The 19,175-nt window shown below is 70.2% G+C and carries 16 protein-coding genes; 6 read left to right on the top strand and 10 right to left on the bottom strand.

Features of this window, described 5'->3' with window-relative positions; all coding sequences use genetic code 11:
* Positions 1–111: 111 nt before the first annotated feature.
* Positions 112–1,104 carry a hypothetical protein gene (locus AC3WSN_RS26385; RefSeq protein ID WP_492542022.1) on the bottom strand — a complete coding sequence of 331 codons (993 nt, stop codon included), beginning with the start codon at positions 1,102–1,104 and terminating at the stop codon, positions 112–114.
* 391 nt (positions 1,105–1,495) lie between these two features.
* On the opposite strand from AC3WSN_RS26385, the gene dnaK reads away from it, so the two are divergent.
* From dnaK to AC3WSN_RS26365, 4 genes are all read left to right on the top strand, one after another.
* Entirely contained in the window at positions 1,496–3,412 is a 1,917-nt protein-coding gene (gene dnaK / locus AC3WSN_RS26380; RefSeq protein WP_492542020.1) for a molecular chaperone DnaK, read from the top strand.
* Between the two features lie 253 nt (positions 3,413–3,665).
* On the top strand, positions 3,666–4,814 hold the full coding sequence (gene dnaJ / locus AC3WSN_RS26375; protein WP_492542018.1) for a molecular chaperone DnaJ: 1,149 nt from the start codon (positions 3,666–3,668) through the stop codon (positions 4,812–4,814).
* A gap of 140 nt (positions 4,815–4,954) precedes the next feature.
* Entirely contained in the window at positions 4,955–5,593 is a 639-nt protein-coding gene (locus AC3WSN_RS26370; protein ID WP_192706168.1) for a class I SAM-dependent methyltransferase, read from the top strand.
* Between the two features lie 355 nt (positions 5,594–5,948).
* Positions 5,949–6,269: a hypothetical protein gene (locus AC3WSN_RS26365; protein WP_492542016.1), complete on the top strand. Its 321-nt coding sequence runs from the start codon at positions 5,949–5,951 to the stop codon at positions 6,267–6,269.
* 103 nt (positions 6,270–6,372) lie between these two features.
* Here the strand turns inward: AC3WSN_RS26365 and deoA are convergent, their stop codons facing one another.
* From deoA to AC3WSN_RS26320, 9 genes are all read right to left on the bottom strand, one after another.
* Complete coding sequence (gene deoA / locus AC3WSN_RS26360) at positions 6,373–7,671, bottom strand: thymidine phosphorylase (protein ID WP_192706166.1); 1,299 nt, start codon at positions 7,669–7,671, stop codon at positions 6,373–6,375.
* 2 nt (positions 7,672–7,673) lie between these two features.
* The gene (gene deoC, locus AC3WSN_RS26355; protein WP_492542014.1) at positions 7,674–8,405 is read right to left on the bottom strand and encodes a deoxyribose-phosphate aldolase; all 732 of its coding nucleotides are present in this window, start codon (positions 8,403–8,405) and stop codon (positions 7,674–7,676) included.
* Complete coding sequence (locus AC3WSN_RS26350; protein ID WP_192706164.1) at positions 8,398–9,222, bottom strand: purine-nucleoside phosphorylase; 825 nt, start codon at positions 9,220–9,222, stop codon at positions 8,398–8,400. Before AC3WSN_RS26350 ends, deoC begins: the two co-directional genes overlap by 8 nt.
* Positions 9,215–9,643 carry a cytidine deaminase gene (gene cdd / locus AC3WSN_RS26345; protein WP_192706163.1) on the bottom strand — a complete coding sequence of 143 codons (429 nt, stop codon included), beginning with the start codon at positions 9,641–9,643 and terminating at the stop codon, positions 9,215–9,217. Before cdd ends, AC3WSN_RS26350 begins: the two co-directional genes overlap by 8 nt.
* 73 nt (positions 9,644–9,716) lie before the next feature.
* The gene (locus tag AC3WSN_RS26340; protein WP_492542011.1) at positions 9,717–10,481 is read right to left on the bottom strand and encodes an anti-sigma factor family protein; all 765 of its coding nucleotides are present in this window, start codon (positions 10,479–10,481) and stop codon (positions 9,717–9,719) included.
* A gap of 93 nt (positions 10,482–10,574) precedes the next feature.
* On the bottom strand, positions 10,575–11,210 hold the full coding sequence (locus AC3WSN_RS26335; protein ID WP_492542009.1) for a sigma-70 family RNA polymerase sigma factor: 636 nt from the start codon (positions 11,208–11,210) through the stop codon (positions 10,575–10,577).
* A gap of 56 nt (positions 11,211–11,266) precedes the next feature.
* Positions 11,267–11,821, bottom strand: coding sequence for a glutathione peroxidase (locus tag AC3WSN_RS26330; protein WP_192706160.1), 555 nt, complete (start codon positions 11,819–11,821; stop codon positions 11,267–11,269).
* Between the two features lie 119 nt (positions 11,822–11,940).
* Entirely contained in the window at positions 11,941–13,632 is a 1,692-nt protein-coding gene (locus AC3WSN_RS26325; RefSeq protein ID WP_492542007.1) for a methyl-accepting chemotaxis protein, read from the bottom strand.
* 234 nt (positions 13,633–13,866) lie between these two features.
* A complete protein-coding gene (locus tag AC3WSN_RS26320) occupies positions 13,867–14,994 on the bottom strand; it encodes a patatin-like phospholipase family protein (protein ID WP_492542005.1) in 1,128 nt (375 codons plus the stop codon).
* A 353-nt stretch (positions 14,995–15,347) separates the two neighbouring features.
* Between AC3WSN_RS26320 and ispG the strand changes: the two genes are divergently transcribed.
* Positions 15,348–16,676: a flavodoxin-dependent (E)-4-hydroxy-3-methylbut-2-enyl-diphosphate synthase gene (gene ispG / locus AC3WSN_RS26315; RefSeq protein WP_192706157.1), complete on the top strand. Its 1,329-nt coding sequence runs from the start codon at positions 15,348–15,350 to the stop codon at positions 16,674–16,676.
* A 423-nt stretch (positions 16,677–17,099) separates the two neighbouring features.
* Positions 17,100–19,109, top strand: a complete 2,010-nt coding sequence (locus AC3WSN_RS26310; RefSeq protein ID WP_192706156.1) for a potassium transporter Kup — start codon at positions 17,100–17,102, stop codon at positions 19,107–19,109.
* The last annotated feature ends 66 nt before the right edge of the window (positions 19,110–19,175 follow it).

Below are 19,175 nucleotides of genomic sequence, written 5' to 3'. Positions count from 1 at the left end.
CCGGCCGGGAGCGCGACTGGCCTCACGTTGCGCCGGGTTGCATCGCTTGGCGCGCAAGGGCGCTCGAGCCGAACTGCCAGCCGGCGATGAGGCGCGGATCGGCGCGGTGGCCTATTCCTGAACGGCGTCGGCACCGCCGCCCGCGTCCGGGTTCATGCCTTCGACGGCGGGCTTCGGCCGGGGCCGGCGCGGCGCGGCCGCGGCGGTCGGAACCGCCGTGTTGGCACCGAGGCGGGTGGCTAGGGCCAGAGCCCGGTTCTCGGTGACGCGCAGGTGGCAGAACCCGTGCGAGCCTTCCCGAGAATAGGTGCGGCAGAGCTGCTCCCGATCCGACGAGAAGGCAGCCTGCTCGCTTACGATCGGCCGCACGTCCTCGCGCCGGGCCCGCTGCGTCATGAGCTTGTAATTGTCGCGCACGGCCTTGTCGGCGACGCCCCGACCCGTGTCGAATTCGCCGGCCCGCGGAATCAGGGTGGCGGCGGCCGGCCCCCAGAGACCCGTGGGGGTCGTGGCGCAGTCCGCGGCCGAGAAGGTGCAGACCGGACCTGAGCCGAGGGTCGAGACCAGGACCCCACCCTCGGTCACGTCGAAACGCAGCGGGCACTCGGCCCCGGCGGCCTCGAAACGCGGGACGCCCTCGGGCTTGCCCTCGGCGCTCAACGAGACGGGATTGCCGCCCGCGAGCGGCACCGTGCACGTCTCGGCCGGCTGCGAGATCTTGGTCCCCGGCAGCTTGATCCGGGCGGTGATCGCGGTGCCGGACCGTTCCAGCTTCAGGGCGCCGGACAACCCGTTCAGCATGAGCTCCTGCCCGAGGATGCCGTCCTCCGACGGAGTCTTGAGCACGACCGGGCGCGCCGGCACGGGCGCGGGGCGCGGCGCTTCCGCCGCTGGAGGCTGCCCCGGCTCACCGGGTGCGCCCGGCGCGGGTGCCGCGGGCGGAGCCTCGGGAACGCCGCGGGGCGGCACCGGGGGTCGATCGGGCTTGATGCCGAACAGACGCTCGAAGAAGTTCTGCGCATGCGCAGGCGGCGAAGTCAGCATCGCGGGCGCCGCGACGGCGACCGCCAGGATCGGGAGCAGGAAGCTGCGGTTCAGACGCATCGTTCTCTACGGGGGACACGAAGTGGCGGGGCCACACGCAACCCCTTGTCGAAACGTTAACACGCCCTCGATGGCGCGGACGTGGCAGCGAAGCAACAAAATGCCATCACGCCATCCGGCAAGATCGCAGTCTCGGGCGATATCCTGCCGGGAACACAAAGAGATAGCAACGCTGCGCCCGGCCGATCGCCGCGTGCAGGCTTCGCCTTGCGAGCCCGTTGCGGGCTTCTTATATCGCCCTCGACGCGGGATTGCGCGCTGGGTTTCAGCCGTTCACGGCCCTTGATCCGGCCCGGGTCCCATACTCACATCACCTCCGTACACCGCCATGGGCCGAGCTGCTTCGGGGCTCGGCGGTCTGCTTGAACGCGACACAAAGAGGGATCCCACCATGGGTAAAGTTATCGGCATCGACCTCGGCACCACCAATTCCTGCGTGGCCGTGATGGAAGGCACGCAGCCCAAGGTCATCGAGAATTCGGAAGGCGCGCGCACCACGCCGTCCATCGTCGCCTTCACGGACGACGGCGAGCGGCTCGTCGGCCAGCCGGCCAAGCGCCAGGCGGTCACGAACCCCGAGCGCACGTTCTTCGCCATCAAACGGCTCATCGGCCGGACCTACGACGACCCGATGACCCAGAAGGACAAGGGCCTCGTGCCCTACAAGATCGCCCGCGGCGATAATGGCGACGCCTGGGTCGAGGCGGACGGCAAGAAGTACTCGCCCTCGCAGATCTCCGCCTTCACGCTGCAGAAGATGAAGGAGACTGCCGAGTCGCATCTCGGCCAGCCGGTCACGCAGGCAGTCATCACGGTCCCGGCCTACTTCAACGACGCCCAGCGTCAGGCCACCAAGGATGCCGGCAAGATCGCGGGCCTCGAGGTGCTCCGCATCATCAACGAGCCGACCGCGGCGGCGCTCGCCTACGGCCTCGACAAGAAGAAGTCCGGCACGATCGCCGTTTACGACCTCGGCGGCGGCACCTTCGACGTGTCGATCCTTGAGATCGGCGACGGCGTCTTCGAAGTGAAGTCGACGAACGGCGACACCTTCCTGGGCGGTGAGGACTTCGACAACCGCGTCGTCGAGTATCTGACGGCCGAGTTCAAGAAGGAGCAGGGCATCGATCTGACCAAGGACAAGCTCGCCCTTCAGCGCCTCAAGGAGGCCGCCGAGAAGGCGAAGATCGAGCTGTCCTCGGCCACTCAGACCGAGATCAACCTGCCCTACATCACCGCCGACAACACCGGCCCGAAGCACCTTGCGCTGAAGCTCAGCCGCGCGAAGTTCGAGTCGCTCGTCGACGATCTGGTGCAGCGGACGATCGAGCCCTGCCGCAAGGCGCTCAAGGATGCCGGCGTGTCGGCCTCCGAGATCGACGAGGTGGTGCTGGTCGGCGGCATGATCCGCATGCCGAAGATCCAGGAGGTGGTGAAGTCCTTCTTCGGCAAGGAGCCCCACAAGGGCGTCAACCCGGATGAGGTCGTGGCCATCGGCGCCGCCGTGCAGGCGGGGGTGCTCCAGGGCGACGTCAAGGACGTGCTGCTCCTCGACGTGACCCCGCTGTCGCTCGGCATCGAGACGCTGGGCGGCGTGTTCACCCGGCTCATCGACCGCAACACCACGATCCCGACCAAAAAGTCCCAGACCTTCTCGACAGCGGAAGACAACCAGAACGCGGTCACGATCCGGGTCTTCCAGGGCGAGCGCGAGATGGCGGCCGACAACAAGCTGCTCGGCCAGTTCGACCTCGTCGGCATCCCGCCGGCGCCCCGCGGCATGCCGCAGATCGAGGTGACCTTCGACATCGACGCCAACGGCATCGTCAACGTGACGGCCAAGGACAAGGCGACCAACAAGGAACACCAGATCCGCATCCAGGCCTCGGGTGGCCTCTCGGACGCCGACATCGAGCGCATGGTCAAGGACGCCGAGGCGAATGCCGAGGCCGACAAGAAGCGGCGTGAGCTCGTCGAGGTGAAGAACCAGGGCGAGAGCCTGATCCACGCCACCGAGAAGTCGGTGACGGAGTACGGCGACAAGGTCCCGGCCGCCGACAAGGGCGCGATCGAGACCGCGATGACCGCGCTCAAGACCGCGCTCGAGGGCGAGGACGTTGAGGCGATCAAGGCCCGCACCACGGACCTGATGCAGGCCTCGATGAAGCTCGGCGAGGCCATGTACGCCGCCAATCAGGCGGCCGGCCCGGATGCCGGTGCCGAGGCGGCGGCCTCCGAGAAGAAGGACGACGTCATCGACGCCGACTTCCAGGAGGTCGACGAGAAGGACCAGAAGAAGCGCGCCTGAGGCGCATTTCTGATACGACCGCGCAGGGCCGGAGCGATCCGGCCCTGCGTTTGCGTGGGCAGCTGATCCGAAGGCTCCGTCATTCCGGCGACGCGAAGCGAAGCCCGGAAGCCAGAAGCGCCGACAGATCAACGTTCTGCACGGGCAGTGCTTCTGGATTCCGGGCTCGCCTGCGGTGCCCCGGAATGACGAAGCGAGAGTAGAAGCGTCGCGATCCGAAGTTCGGGCCGACGGGAAGGCACCTGAGGGCGGGATGTCGAAGCGGGACTATTATGAGATCCTGGGGGTCACCAAGACCGCCACGGAAAGCGAGATGAAGGTCGCTTTCCGCAAGCTCGCGATGACCTATCATCCCGACCGCAATCCCGGCGACAAGGACGCCGAGATCAAGTTCAAGGAAATCAACGAGGCCTATCAGTGCCTCTCCGACGGCCAGAAGCGCGCCGCCTACGACCGGTTCGGCCACGCGGCCTTCAGCCAGGGCGGCGCCGGCGGACCCGGATTCGGCAACGAGTTCGGCGACTTCATGTCGGACATCTTCGACAATTTCTTCGGCGACGGCCGTGGCGCCGCCGGCGGCGCCCGGGGGCGCGGCGGCGCGCCGGGCCGCGAGCGTGGGGCCGACCTGCGCTACAATCTCGAGATCACCCTTGAGGAGGCGTTCGCCGGCAAGGCCGAGACCATCAAGATCCCGACCTCGGTGACCTGCGAGGCCTGCGACGGTTCCGGCGCCAAGCCCGGCTCGAAGCCCAGGACCTGCCCGACCTGCGCGGGCTACGGGCGCGTCCGGGCCGCACAGGGCTTCTTCGCCATCGAGCGCACCTGCCCGAACTGCCACGGCCGCGGCGAGATCGTCGACGATCCCTGCACCGCCTGCCAGGGCGCCGGGCGCGTCAACCGCGAGCGTACCCTCTCGATCAACGTGCCGGCGGGCGTCGATGACGGGTTGCGGATCCGGCTCGCCGGAGAGGGCGAGAGCGGGTTGCGCGGCGGCCCGGCGGGGGACCTCTACGTCTTCCTGTCGATCAAGCAGCACGAGTTCTTCCAGCGCGACGGCGCCGACCTGTTCTGCCGGGTGCCGATCTCGATGGTCACCGCCGCGCTGTCCGGCGAGATCACCGTGCCGGTGATCGACGGCTCGCAGACGCAGGTGCGCATCCCCGCGGGCACGCAGACCGCCAAGCAGTTCCGCATCAAGGGCAAGGGCATGCCGGTGCTCCGCTCGCGGGAGGTCGGCGACCTCTACATCCAGGTCTTCGTCGAGACCCCGCAGAACCTGACCAAGCGCCAGCGCGAGCTGCTCCAGGAGTTCGACCAGTCGGCCTCCCCGGAGAACCACCCCGAATCCGCGGGCTTCTTCTCGAAGGTGCGGGACTTCTTCGGCGGCACCGTCCGTCCGTGAGGTCGGATCCCAAACCGGGGAAGACCTGTTATGCATGCGGCCGGCGTGGCCTGCGTACCCTAGGCGCCGTCCCGGCTTGACTGTAAGACAGCGCCGTTCTCTAGCCTTTCATTCTCATCCGGCATCAAGGAATCCAGGACTTGCCGCCGCTCCGCCGTCCCAACGCGAAGGCTCCTGCCGCCAGGAGCGCGATTTTCGGGCCGCGGCGCGACCCCTTGGAGGACGAGGCCCGCTTCCTCCGCTCCTGGTTCGAGCGACCGCTGGTGACGGGTGCCGTGACGCCCTCGGGCAAGATGCTGGCCCGGACCATGGCGTCCTACGTCGATCCGCGGCGGGAAGGCCCGGTCGTCGAGCTTGGGCCCGGCACCGGCCCGGTGACCGAGGCGCTGATCCGGCGCGGCGTCGCACCGGAGCGGCTGATCCTCGTCGAGTTCAACCCCGATTTCTGCCGCCTGCTCACGCATAGGTTCCCCGGCGTCACGGTGATCCGCGGCGACGCCTACGACATGCGCGCCAGCCTCAAGGCCGTGCTCACGCAGCCCGCCGCCGCGACGATCTCCAGCCTGCCGCTGTTCACCAAGCCGCTGGAGCAGCGGCTCGACCTGCTCAACACCGCCCACGACCTGATGCAGCCGGGCGCGCCGTTCGTGCAGTTCACCTACGCGGTGGTGCCGCCGATCCCGGCCCGCTGCGAGGCCGGCAGCTACACCGCCGACCGCTCCAACCGGGTCTGGCTGAACCTGCCGCCGGCTCGGGTCTGGGTCTACCGCCGGCCCTGAGCTGAACACGGCCCTCGCTGCAGGGACGATTGTCCAGACGGCAGCGATCGACCACCCTGTCATTCCGGCGCGCCGCAAGCGAGCCCGCAATCCAGAAGCACCGTTCGTGCAAGGTCCTGGCAGGTCCGCGTTTCTGGATCCAGGGCTCCCCTGCGTGGCCTGGGGACGACGGGGTGAAGGCTTGTGCGTCGACGCGCCCCCGAACGCGGAGAAGAGCAGACGTTTCAGAAGCGGCGGCCGGGTCGACCTGAACACGGGCTGAGCGAGCAGCTCACGTTGATGTCAACTTCAACGGTTCACACCTGAGACACGGCCGGACGCGCAATCGCGCCCGGCGTGGAACAGGAGAACCTCGATGTTCACCAAGACCGCACGCACCCGCTTGGCTGCAGCGCTGGCCTTCGGCGGCCTTGCCCTCGCGGCGCCGGCCATGGCCGCGCCGCCGAGCCGCGACGCAGGATTGCAGCAGGGTTCCGGCGAGGTCCACACCGTCCAGTACGGTCATGGCTACGGTCACCGCCATGGCGGCTGGGGTCACCACGGTTTCGGCCCGCGCCATCACCATCACGGCGGCTGGGGTCGGGGGCACCATTACGGCTGGCGCCACCATGGTTTCGGCCCGCGTCACCATCACCACGGCGGCTGGGGTCATCGGCACGGCCACGGCCGCTGGTAGGCTCCTGAGGGGCGCGCGTTCCACGTGAGCGGGGCGCGCCTTTTCAGGACATCGCAGCCGCGCCCGGCCGCCACCCGGGTGCGGCCGCTCGACGGGCCGGACGCTAACCGGCGCTCACCCGTTCGATGACGGCCGGCCGCTCCGCTGGCGCCGCCCCCATCCGATAGGCGGCCCGCAGGGCGGCCTCCGCCTGATCGGCCGCGGCCTCATCGGCGGCGTGGACGATCCCGAGCAGGCCGCCGGACGCGCCGGGGCCGGCGAGATCGGTGAAGCCGACCCGTGGGTCGATGGCATCCTCCGGCCGGGTGCGACCGCCGCCGAGTTCGATCACCGCCAAGCCGAGCGCCCGCGTCGCGACTGCCGCGACGGTTCCGGTCTGATGGACCGGCCGCTGCACCGGCGCCTCGGACAGGGACCGGGCCGGCTTTTCCAGGAGGTCGCCCGGCCCGCCGAGGGCGGTGACCATGCGGGCGAAGCGCTCGGCCGCCCGGCCCGTGGCGAGCGCCTGCTCCAGCCGCGCCGCAGCGTCGTCCCGATCCGGCGCCAGACCGCCGGCCACAAGCATCTCGGCGCCCAGCGCCAGCGTGACCGCGTGGAAGCGCGGCTCGCGGCGTACGCCCGTCAGGTAATCGATCGCGTAGGCTACCTCGACGGCGTTGCCGGCGGCGCTGGCCAGCGGCGCGTCCATGTTGGTGATCAGCGCGGTCGTGCGCAGGCCCGCGCCGCCCGCCACCGTGACGATGCTCTCGGCCAGCGCCTGCGCCGCCGGCAGGCTCTCCATGAAGGCGCCGGAGCCCTGCTTGACGTCCATCACCAGCCCGTCGAGGCCCGCGGCCAGCTTCTTCGACAGGATCGACGCGGTGATCAGGTCGAGGGATTCCACCGTGCCGGTCACGTCGCGGATCGCGTAGAGGCGCCGGTCGGCCGGGGCGAGGTCGGCCGTCTGCCCGATGATCGCGCAGCCGACCTCCCCGACAACCCGTCGGAACGCGTCGAGCCCCGGCGTGGCGTCGTAGCCCGGGATGCTGCCGAGCTTGTCCAGCGTGCCGCCGGTATGGCCGAGCCCCCGGCCGGAGATCATCGGCACGTAGCCGCCGCAGGCCGCCACCATGGCAGCGAGCGGCAGGCTCACCGTGTCGCCGATCCCGCCGGTGGAGTGCTTGTCCAGCACCGGACCGGGCAGGCTCCAGGTGAGGACGCGGCCCGACTCGGCCATGGCGCGGGTCAGCGCCACCCGCTCCGGCAGCGCGAGCCCGCGGAAGAATACCGCCATCGCGAAGGCCGCGGCCTGTCCCTCCCCGACCGCACCGTTGGTGAGACCCTGGACGAAGGCGCGGATTTCCTCGGGGTCGAGGGACAGGCCGTCTCGCTTGGCGCGGATCGTCTCCTGGGGAAGCCGCACCCTCAGACTTCCCGCGCCTGCATCAGGGTCTCGAACAGGCTGCTCGCCCCGAGCCGGAAGGTCTTCTGGGTGATCCAGCCCGGCCCCATGACCCGATCGGCCAGGGCGAGGTAGGCCGCGGCGTCGGCGACGCTGCGCAGGCCGCCGGAGACCTTGAGGCCCGCCGGTCGGCCGCTCGCGCGGATCTCGGAGAGCATCGCCTCGGCCGCGTCCGGAGTCGCCGAGACCGGGCTCTTGCCCGTAGAGGTCTTGAGGAAGTCGGCGCCCGCCTCCAGGGCGAGCCGGCTGGCTTCCCGGATCCGCGTCGGATCGGCGAGCTCGCCCGTCTCCAGGATCACCTTGAGGATCGCCGAGCCGCAGGTGTCGCGCACGGCCTCCACCATGTCGCGGGCGATGGCCGCGTCGCCCCGCAGCAGGGCGCGGTAGGGCAAGACGAGGTCGATCTCGTTCGCCCCGTCGCGCAGCGCCTCGGCGGTGTCGTCGGTTGCGCGGGCGCAGTCCTCGCCGCCGGCCGGGAAATTGATCACCGTGGCGACACGGATCCCCGTGCCCGCGAGCGCCCGTGCGCCCTGCTCGACGAAGCGGGGCCAGACGCAGATCGCCGCCACGCCGCCGCGTTTCGCGTCCCGGCAGAGGGTATTGATCTTGCTCTCGGTGCAGGTCTCGCCGAGATCGGTGAGGTCGAGGAGTGGCAGCGCCCGGCGGGCGACCGCGCCGGCTTCGGGATCACTCATCGGACATGTCTCCGTCGGGCAGGCCGGCCACGAAGGCCCGGACCAAGCGTCCGAGATCCGCCGCGGCGCGGGCTGCCACCGCCTTCGTCTCCGCGTGGTGCGGCGCGCCCCCGGCAATCCCGGCCGCCAGATTGGTCACCACCGAGACCGCGGCGACCGGCAGATCGAGGAAGCGGGCGAGGATGACCTCGGGCACGGTGGACATGCCGACGCAATCGGCCCCGAGGATGCCCGCCATACGAACCTCCGCGGGCGTCTCGAAGCTCGGGCCGGAGAACCACGCGTAAACGCCCTCTCCCAGAGGCACACCGCAGGCCGCGGCCGCCGCGCGGAGCCGCGCCCGAAGGTCCGGATCATAGGCTTCGGTCATCGGCACGAAGCGGGCGTCGCTGGCCTCACCGATCAGGGGATTCAGGCCGGAGAGATTGATGTGGTCGGCGAGCAGCACGAGGCTGCCGGGGCCGGTCTCAGGCCGGAGCGAACCGGACGCGTTGGTGAGCAGCAGGCGCCGGGCGCCGAGCTGCCGGGCGCAGGCGAGCGGCACGCGCATCACCGCCGGATCGCCGTGCTCGTAGGCATGGGCCCGCCCCTCGAACACCAGGACGGGTCGCCCTGCCAGGGTGCCGCGGTGCAGCCGGCCGCCGTGGCCGCTGACGCCAGGCCCCGGAAAGCCGGGGACCGCCGCGTAGTCGATGGCAATCGCGTCCGCGAGGGCGGCGGCGATGCCGCCGAGGCCGGTGCCGGTGACCACCGCGCAGGCGTAAGGTCCCGCGAAGCCGGCGGCGCGCAGCGTATCGAGGGCAGCCGCCTCACTCACCCAGCGTCTCCGGACCGAAGGATTCCGGCAGAAGCTCCGCCAGCGTGAAGCTGCGGAGGACACCCTCCGGCCCGGCCGCGTGGATCGGCGTGTCCGGCGCGGCGAATTCACGGATGCGCTGGCGGCAGGCACCGCAGGGCGTCACGAGGCCCGCGCCGTCGCCGCAGACCAGGATCGCCGCGACCCGCCGGCCGCCGGCCGCGATCATCGCGGCGATCGCCCCCGCCTCCGCGCAGGTGCCGACCGGATAGGCGGCGTTCTCGACATTGCAGCCGGCATGGATCGCGCCGACCTCGTCGCGGAGCGCGGCGCCGACCCGAAAGCGGGAATACGGAGCGTGCGCCCGTTCGCGCACAGACCGGGCTGCCGCGAACAGGGCGGCGAGCCCGTCATCCTCGTGTCCTGAACCGACGGCCTGCATGGCCGATCTTTGGCACCCGCCGGGGCGCCCTGTCGAGGGCCCCACCGGAGGTCAAAGTTCGGTCAGGGTAGGGTCAGCGGATCGCCGCGCCGGCCCCGAGCAGGCTCGCGGCCTGGCGCAGATCCGCGTCGTCCCGCGGGCCGCTGAGGGCGTAGGCGGTGTCGCCGGCATTCCACGAGAGGACGTCGCCGTCGTCCGAGCCGGTGAGCGTCGCCGGACCGCCGCGGATCCCGCGGGTGGCGAACAGCGACGCCTCGCCGAAGGTCCCGGCGTCGAGCGCGATCTCGATGCCGGTGCCGTGCCGGGCGGGGAAGATCTGGATGTCGCGCACGTGCCAGCCCTCCGGAAGGGTCGGCAGGTCGATGCCCGTGACGGTGCGGAGCCGCGCCCGGTCGTAGACCGGACCGTCGCCCTGCCCGGCGATGCTCTTGCGCAGCTGCGCCACCGCGCGGGCCTGCCGGGCATCCGACAGCAGCGCCGGATCCGGGGTCGCCGCCAGGGTATCGGGCACGCCGAACTGGCCGATCTCGTCGTGGGCGAGCCATCCGGCGCCGACGAGCACCGCGATGGCGGCGGCCCGCTTCAGGCGCGAGGCGACCCGGCGCCAGCGCAGGTTCCGGTCGAAGCGGCGCGCCAGCGCAAGGGTCCGGTCGGGCCCGGGTCCCGGCACACGCTCGAAACAGGCCCGGAGGGCGTCGCGGTCGTGCATCTCGGCCATCACCCGGGCCGCGGCTGCGGGATCGGCCGCCAGATGCGCCTCGACCTCGAGGCGGCGCATCGGGTCGATCTGCCCGTCGACGAAGGCGATGAGATCGTCGTCTGTGATCGGATCAATCATCGTGAAGTCCTCGAATCCAGCGTAGCCCGGAGGGCTATCCGCCGGTCTCAATCGTCCTATCCTGCCGGCACCGCAGGCGGTGCCGGCCTATCCTCAGGCCTCACCGACGGCGCGCCGGAGCGGCCAAACCGAGTGGCGCTGCGGCTCGTCCGACACGACGAGCCGCAGCGCCGACGGCGGCCCGCGCCGTGTCTCGGGGGATCGGCCGGACTCCGCCTCATCGGCGGCCCGGTCGGTGCGCGCGCCCTCCTCGAAGGCCCGCAGCGCCGCCCGGCCGCGGCCGAGGCGGGACATCAGCGTGCCGATCGGGATGCCGAGCACGGCGGCCGCGTCGGCATAGGCCATTCCCTCCAGGGTCACGAGGTGCAGGGCGGCGCGCTGCTCCTCGGGCAGGGTGAGGAAGGCTTGGCGGATCTGGGCGAGACGGACCCGGCCCTCCTGGGCCGGCGGCGCCATGTCGTCGGCCATCCGGACCAGCGTGTCGGCGTGGCGCGCCTCGACCTGCTTGCGGCGCTGCTCGTCGATGAAGGCGTTGTGCAGCACCGTCATCATCCAGGTGCGCAGGTTCGTGTTCGGGCGCAGCGAGCCCTGCATCTCCAGGGCGCGGACCAGGGTGTCGTGCACGAGGTCGTCGGCCCGCAGCGTGTCGCGGGTGAGCGACCGCGCGTAGCGCCGCAGCGGCACGAGCAGATCAAGAAGGTCGGGACGCTTGTTCTTATCCGATGCCATAGGGTGTGAACGCGGACGCACGGCCGTTTAATCCCTCCGCCCGCGCGCGGCGTTGCTCAGGCCTGATCGAGGGTGGCGGCGATCCCCGAGATCACGCGCGGATCTGTGGGCTCGACCTGCGTGGCGAAGGCGGCCGCGAGGGTGCCGTCGCGGGCGATCAGGTACTTGTGGAAGTTCCAGCGGGGCGTCTCGGCCGGGCGCTCGGCCGCGGCCCAACGGTAGAACGGGTGGGCGCCCGGCATCCGCACGCGGGTCTTGGCGGTCAACGGGAAGGTGACGCCGTGGTTCTTCCGGGCGGCCTCCGCGATCGCCGGCCCGTCCAGGGGCTCCTGATTGCCGAAATCCGGCGAGGGCACCCCGATGACCGTGAGGCCCCGGTCGCGGAAGCGGGTCCACAGCGTCTGAAGGCCGGCGAGCTGTCCGGCATAGCCGCAGGCCGTCGCGGTGTTGACCACGAGGATCGGGCGGCCGGCATAGGCCGAGAGGGGCATCGGGCCGCCCTCCGGCGTATCGAAACCGAAATCGGTCGCCCGCGGCCCATCGGCCGCATGCGCGCCGCCGGCGAGCCCGGCGCCGATCAGGATCAGGGCTTCCCGGCGCAGCAATGTCATGACGGCAGCCTCGTTCCGAGGGGGCGACCGCGCGCCCGATGGCAGGTGCCCGAACGTGCCACGCCGCGCGGGGTTTCGTCACGCGACGGGGTCGATTCGTCGCAGACGCCAGCTGCGCCTCAGGCCGCCCGGATCGAGTCGAGGAACTGGCGCATCTCCGCGTCGAGCTTCCGGGCCTGGGTCGAGAGGCCCGAGGCCGAGTCCAGGACCTGCGCCGCGGCCGCGCCGGCGCCTTCGGCTGCGCGGGCCACGCCCGCGATGCTGGTCGTGACCTCTCCGGTCCCGAGCGCCGCCTGCCCGACATTCCGGACGATCTCCTGGGTCGCCGAGCCCTGCTGCTCGACCGCCGCGGCGATCCCGCCGGCCTGCCCGCTGATCTCGCCGATGCGGCCAACCACGACCGCGATCGCGTCCGACGCATCTCCGGTCCAGGACTGGATCTCGCCGATCTGCTTGGCGACCTCCTCGGTGGCTCTGGCCGTCTGGCCCGCGAGCTCCTTGACCTCGCTCGCCACCACCGCGAAGCCGCGGCCCGCCTCGCCGGCGCGCGCGGCCTCGATCGTGGCATTGAGCGCCAGCAGGTTGGTCTGCGCCGCAATGCCCGAGATCAGGCCGACCACGTCGCCGATCCGGGCGGCGCCCGCGCGCAGCGTCTGCATGAGGTCGGCGGACTTTCCCGCCTCCGCGACGGCCGCATCGGCGAAGTCCGCCGAGTTCTGTACCTGCCGGCCGATCTCCGCGACCGTGGCGCCGAGTTCCTCGGCCGCCGCCGCCACCGTGTTGACGTTCGAGGCCGCCTGTTCGGCCGCCGAGGCCACGGCGGTCGATTGCCGTGCGGTCTCGGTCGCGGCCACGCTCATGGTCTCGGCGGTGGATTGCAGCGAGGTTGCGGCCTCGGAGACGGCGCGCACGACACCGCCGACCGCCGCCTCGAAGCCGTCGGCCATCTCGTGCATCGCCGCCTTGCGTTGGGCGTCCAGCGCGTCCCGCGCCTCCGCCGCCTTCGACTCCAGGACCTTGGCCCGGGCGAGCCCGTCCCGGAAGACCTGCACGGCATCGGCCATCGCGCCGATCTCGTCGCCGCGCCCGACGCCCGGGACCGCCACCGAAAGCTCGTCCGCGGCCAGCCGGGTCATCGTCCCCGTGATCGCGTGGATCGGACGGGCGATGCTCACCTGCAGGAGCGCCAGCCCGGCAAGGGCCGCGAACACCATCAATCCGAGGCCGACGAAGCTGGCGGTGCGCGACGACGCGATGGCCGCCGTCGAGCCCGCGGCGCGGATCTTGAGGAGATCCTGCTCGGTCTTCGTCAGCTCGGCCGCCTTCGCGCGCAGACCGTCCATTGCCGCCTTGCCAGTCCCCGAACTCTCGATGCGCCGCGCCTCGTCCCGAGTCGACGGATCCTTCATCAGGGCGATCTCGCGATCCGCGACGGTGCGGCTCCACTCCTCGGCCAGCACCTTCAGGTCCGCGAGTCTCGCCTGCTGCGACGCGTTGCGCGCCGTCAGGTCTCGCGCCGCGGCCCAGGCCGCCGCGAAGGTCGCCCGGCCCGCCGCCTCGGGCTCGAGGAAGCGGGGATCGGCGGAGATCAGGTAGCCGCGCAACCCGGTTTCACGGTCGATCATCGCGGTGGTCATCCGGCCGATCTCGGACAGGACTTCGTGGGTGTGGACGGTCCAGGTCTCCGCTTCCTCGATCTGGCCGACGTTCCGGAGGTAGATCACCGAGACGCCGACCGTGATCGCCAGCATTACCGCCATGGTCAGCGCAATCTTCACGCTGATCCTGAGATCGGCCAATCGAACGCCCATGAACCGCCCCGCCCTCACGATGGAGCCCGACGGGGCAACCATTTCGCGCGGATCAGGTAGATGATCTCTGTAAAAATCAAGCCGTCATCGCAAAAATCCGCTCCATCAACGTGCATCCAGCCGCATAAATCAACGTCAAAACTGATTTTCTACTGCTTTATTTGCGACCATCGGTCTTTAAAACGGAAAAGTCTTAATCACCAAAATCGCTCAACAACTGTGACTCGGGCGGCATTACTGATACGCCTGCTGCAGATCGACGGTGCAGTCCCGGCCGACCCGCTCGTAATTCTCGGCGAGCCAGGCCTGCGCGGCGGCCCGGCCCTTGTCGCGCAGGCGCTTGAACACGGTCCACCGCGCGTCGAGCTTGGACGCCGCGTTGTACGCTTCCAGGGCGTCGGTGCCATCGATGCGGTGGACCAAGACCCGGCGGTACTGCCCCTGGCCCAGGGTCCCCTCCTCGATCAGCCCGTCGAGGAAGTCGATGGCCCGCAATTCCCGCATCAGGTTGGCATTGAAGGTGATCTCGTTGAGCCGGTCGCGGATCTCGCTCTCGGTGCGCGGCGTCTCACGCCGCTCCACGGGATTGATCTGTACGAGGAGGATGTCGCGCGTCCGGGCGCCGCGATGGAGCGGATAGAGGGGTGGATTGCCGAGATAGCCGCCATCCCAGTACGGCACGCCGTCGATCTCCACCGCCTGGAAGACCGTGGGCAGGCAGGCCGACGCCATCAGGTGGTCGACGGTCAGGCGCTCGCGCTCGAACACCGCGAGCTTGCCGGTCCAGACGTTGGTGGCGGAGACGAACAGGCCCGCCGTGTCGGCTGCGCGCAGGCGGTCGAAATCGACCTGCTCGGCGAGCGCCTTGCGCAGCGGGTTGATGTTGAGCGGGTTCGACACGTAGGGGCTGGGCGACAGCATCTTGGCCCAGAACTCGGCCACCGGATTGCCCTTCCACAGGCTGAACAGGCCGCTGACGACGTTGCGCTGGGCCGGCCCGAGATCGCCGTCGAGGCTGACCTCGCGCCAGAATCGCTCCAGCCCGTCGCGGGCGCCGTCCGGGCCGCCCTTGAGCCAGCCGTCCACCAGAACGACGGCGTTCATCGCACCCGCGCTTGCCCCCGTCACCGCCTCGAAGGCAAGGCGTCCGTCCTCGATCAGGGCGTCGAGCACGCCCCAGGTGAACGCGCCGTGGGCGCCCCCGCCCTGCAGCGCCAGGGAGACCGGCTTCTCGGCCCGAGGTCCGGACAGAACCTGACCGGTCGGCTGCGCGGACACGGCCTCGATCGCGTCCGAGACCGGACCCTCGGGCACGGCCGTCGCGGGGTTCTGCGGCGCAGCTTCGCCGGAATGCTCGCTCATGATGGCCTCCTCGAACAGGACCGAAGATGGGATGCTGCGCTGCAGCATCAACTGCGCATCAGGGTTGCGGCCCGAAGCGCGACCCGGACGGGCCCCGCGCGAATCGGCAACAGACGCCGACGAAAACCCGGCGGCGTGCCGAGCAAACTCGACATCCGCGCCCGGATACGACATGACAGCGGCGATGCTGTCATGCGCGATGCTGTCCTGCGCGGCGCCGGCTTGACGCGGCGCCGGGTCGTCCGCAGCTAACCAAAGGCAGCCCCGAAGTTCCGGCGAGGCGCGTCCCCGGACCGGTCCGGCAGCCCCTCAGGGCTCCCACGGCCCGCGAGACGCGCACGCGAAGGTCCACGATGGAAGTCATGGAAGCCACCCGTTCCGAAATCCCCGCCGAGAACCCGCTGGCCGGCGGCGGTCCGGAGATCGCAGGCCCCGCCCCGCGCCACCGCACGGTTGGCGTCACGGTCGGCGAGGGCGCCGGCGCGGTCACGGTCGGCGGCGGCGCACCGATCGTCGTCCAGTCGATGACCAACACCGACACGGCCGATATCGACGCCACGGTGGCCCAGGTCGCGCAGCTCGCCCGGGTCGGCTCGGAGCTGGTGCGCATCACGGTCGACCGCGACGAGGCGGCCGCCGCGGTGCCGAAGATCCGCGAGCGCCTCGACCGGATCGGCGTCCACGTGCCGCTCGTCGGCGACTTCCACTACATCGGCCACAAGCTGCTCGCCGACCACCCGGCCTGCGCCGAGGCGCTGGCCAAGTACCGGATCAACCCCGGGAACGTCGGCTTCAAGGACAAGAAGGACACGCAGTTCTCGTCGATCATCGAGCAGGCGATCAAGCACAACAAGACCGTGCGGATCGGCGCCAATTGGGGCTCCCTCGACGGCGAGCTGCTCACCCACCTGATGGACGAGAACGCCAAGCTGCCGCGGCCGATCGATGCCCGCGCGGTCATGCGCGAGGCGATGGTCCGCTCGGCGATCGGCTCGGCCGACCGGGCCGTGGAACTCGGCCTGCCGCAGAATAAGATCATCCTCTCGGCCAAGGTCTCGGCGGTGCAGGACCTGATAGCGGTCTACCGCGAGGTGGCGCGCCGCTCGGACTACGCGATCCATCTCGGCCTGACCGAGGCCGGCATGGGCTCGAAGGGCCTCGTCGCCGCCTCGGCCGCCATCGGCGTGCTGCTCCAGGAGGGGATCGGCGACACGATCCGCTACTCCCTGACTCCCGAGCCGGGCGGCGACCGGAGCGTCGAGGTGAAGGCCAGCCAGGAACTCCTGCAGACGATGGGGTTCCGCACCTTCGTGCCGATGGTGGCGGCCTGCCCGGGCTGCGGCCGCACGACCTCGACGACCTTCCAGGAGCTCGCCCGCGACATCCAGAACTGGATCGTCACCTCGATGCCGGAGTGGAAGAAGACCTATCCGGGCGTGGAGGGGCTGAACGTCGCCGTGATGGGCTGCATCGTGAACGGCCCGGGCGAATCGAAGCACGCCGACATCGGCATCTCGCTGCCCGGCACCGGCGAGACCCCGACCGCGCCGGTCTTCATCGACGGCAAGAAGGCGATGACGCTCCGCGGCCCGACGCTGGCCAAGGATTTCGAGACGATCGTCATCGACTACATCGAGCGCCGATTCGGCCAGCAGGGCGGGACGCGCACCGCCGCCGAGTAAGAGGCGCGGGGCGGGTCTCCTCCGACCGGAAGATCAGTCTCCCGCACCGTCATTCCGGGGCGCCGCAGGCGAGTTCGGACCCGGAGAGGCACGCCGGAGGCGGGCAATCCAGAACCGCTGGCGGTGCAAAGTCTGAGCGCGTCGGCGGCTCTGGATCCCGGGCTCCGCTCCGCGGCCCCGGGATGACGGGACAGCGGCCAGGTCTGGGCCCACCGCGCCGAGACCCAGCTCCGCGCTCTTCGCATCTGCACACGGTTTCCGCCTGCACGCGGCCGTGGTAGCAACGCGGCACGATCCCGTGAAAGGTCGGCCCGGTGGCCGTCCCGCGCGGTTCGGCGGAGTCTTCGCGTTTGCTGCCCGGCCCCGACTGGCCCCTGAGCCGAACCGCGAAGCGCCGGCCACGCCCAAGCTTCCGACATCCACATGAGCCAAACCTTCGCACCCGGCGTAGCAGCCCAGCCCGCGCCCGCGGCGCCCGACGCCCCGCGCGAGGCCGCTCCGGCGGCCGAGGGCGAGGGTTCCATCCAGGGGCCGGCCACCTCCGGCACGCTCGATGCCCCCGAGAAGGCCGAGACGCGCCACGGCCATGCCGGCTTCTGGACGCTGCTGGTCGGCTCCGTGGGCGTCGTTTACGGCGATATCGGCACGAGCCCGCTCTACGCGTTCCGCGAAGCGCTGGTCCCGGCCCGCACCGACGGCATCCTGCTGCCAGAGGAGGTGATCGGCACCGTCTCGCTGATCCTCTGGGCGCTGTTCATGATCGTGACGGTGAAATACGTCGCGATCCTGCTGCGCATGGACAACAACGGCGAGGGCGGCATCCTCTCGCTGATGGCGCTGGCCCGGAAGGCGCTCGGCGGCTCGCGCATCGTGTTCATGCTGGGGCTGCTCGGCGCCTCGCTGTTCTACGGCGACGCGGTGATCACCCCGGCGATCTCGGTGCTCTCGGCCGTGGAGGGGCTGAAGCTCGTCACCCCGGCCTTGAACGACTACGTGCTGCCGATCACCGTGACGATCATCGTCGCCCTGTTCCTCGTGCAGAACCGTGGCACCGCCAAGGTCGCGGCCTTCTTCGGGCCGATGACCGTCGTGTGGTTCGTCGCCATGGCGCTCGCGGCGCTGCCGCATATCGGCCTGCACCCGGAGGTGTTCCGGGCGATCAACCCCTGGTACGCGGTGCATTACCTGCTCGGCCACGGCAGCGGGGCGCTGGTGGCGCTCGGCGCGGTGTTCCTGGCGGTGACGGGCGCCGAGGCCCTGTTCGCCGATCTCGGGCATTTCGGCCGCAAGCCGATCCAGGTCGCCTGGGTCTGCCTCGTCTTCCCGGCGCTCGCGCTCAACTATCTCGGGCAGGCGGCCCTGGTGCTGGAGAAGCCCGATACCGCCGATCCGTTCTTCCAGTTGGTCCCGGCCTGGGGCCTGCTGCCGATGGTGGTGCTGGCGACGCTGGCGACCGTGGTGGCGAGCCAGGCGGTGATCACCGGGGCGTTCTCGCTCTCCCGGCAGGCAATCCAGCTCGGCCTGCTGCCACGGCTGGAGATCCGCCACACCTCCGAGTCGCATGCCGGCCAGATCTACCTGCCGCAGATCAACGGGCTGCTGATGATCGGCGTCGTGCTGCTGGCGGTGCTGTTCAAGACTTCCTCGTCGCTCGCCTCGGCCTACGGCATCGCGGTGACCGGCACGATGCTGCTCACCGCCTCCATGACCTTCCTGGTGATCTGGCGGATGTGGGGCTGGTCGCCGGTGGCGGCGGCCGCCGTGATGCTGCCCTTCATCATCCTCGAATTCCTGTTCCTGCTCTCCAACCTGATCAAGGTGGTGGAGGGCGGTTACGTGCCGCTGCTGCTCGCCGGCGGCCTGATCATCCTGATGTGGACCTGGGTGCGCGGCGTCACGATCCTGTTCAACAAGACGCGCAAGACCGACGTGCCGCTCGTGGAACTGGTCGGCATGCTGGAGAAGAGCCCGCCGCACCATGTCCGCGGCACCGCGGTGTTCCTGACGAGCGACCCCGAGATCGCCCCGGCGGCGCTCCTGCACAACCTCAAGCACAACAAGGTGCTGCACGAGAAGAACGTGATCCTCACCGTCGAGACGGTGGACACGCCCCGATCCAACGAGGCCGACAAGGTGCGGATCGAGCCGGTGGGCCCGCATTTCTTCAAGGTCGTGATGAAGTTCGGCTACATGGAGACGCCGAACATCCCGAAGACCCTGGTTCTGCTGCGCCGCCAGGGCTTCAAGTTCGACATCATGGCGACGTCGTTCTTCCTGTCGCGCCGCTCGATCCGGCCGGCCGCCCATTCGGGCATGCCGCTCTGGCAGGACCGGATTTTCATCACGCTGGCCAAGAACGCCAACGATGCGACTGACTTCTTCCAGATTCCGACCGGGCGTGTGGTGGAGGTCGGGACGCAGGTGACCGTGTAGGCGGGCGGCCTCGCCGACACAGAATAAATCCGATTCACAGTTCAGACTGATGCTGCGCTCCCGCCG

The organism is Methylobacterium sp. FW102-HT35C08 (assembly GCF_058790235.1).
Note: the sequence above shows the minus strand (reverse complement) of the source record. Positions and strands in the feature narration are given on the sequence as shown.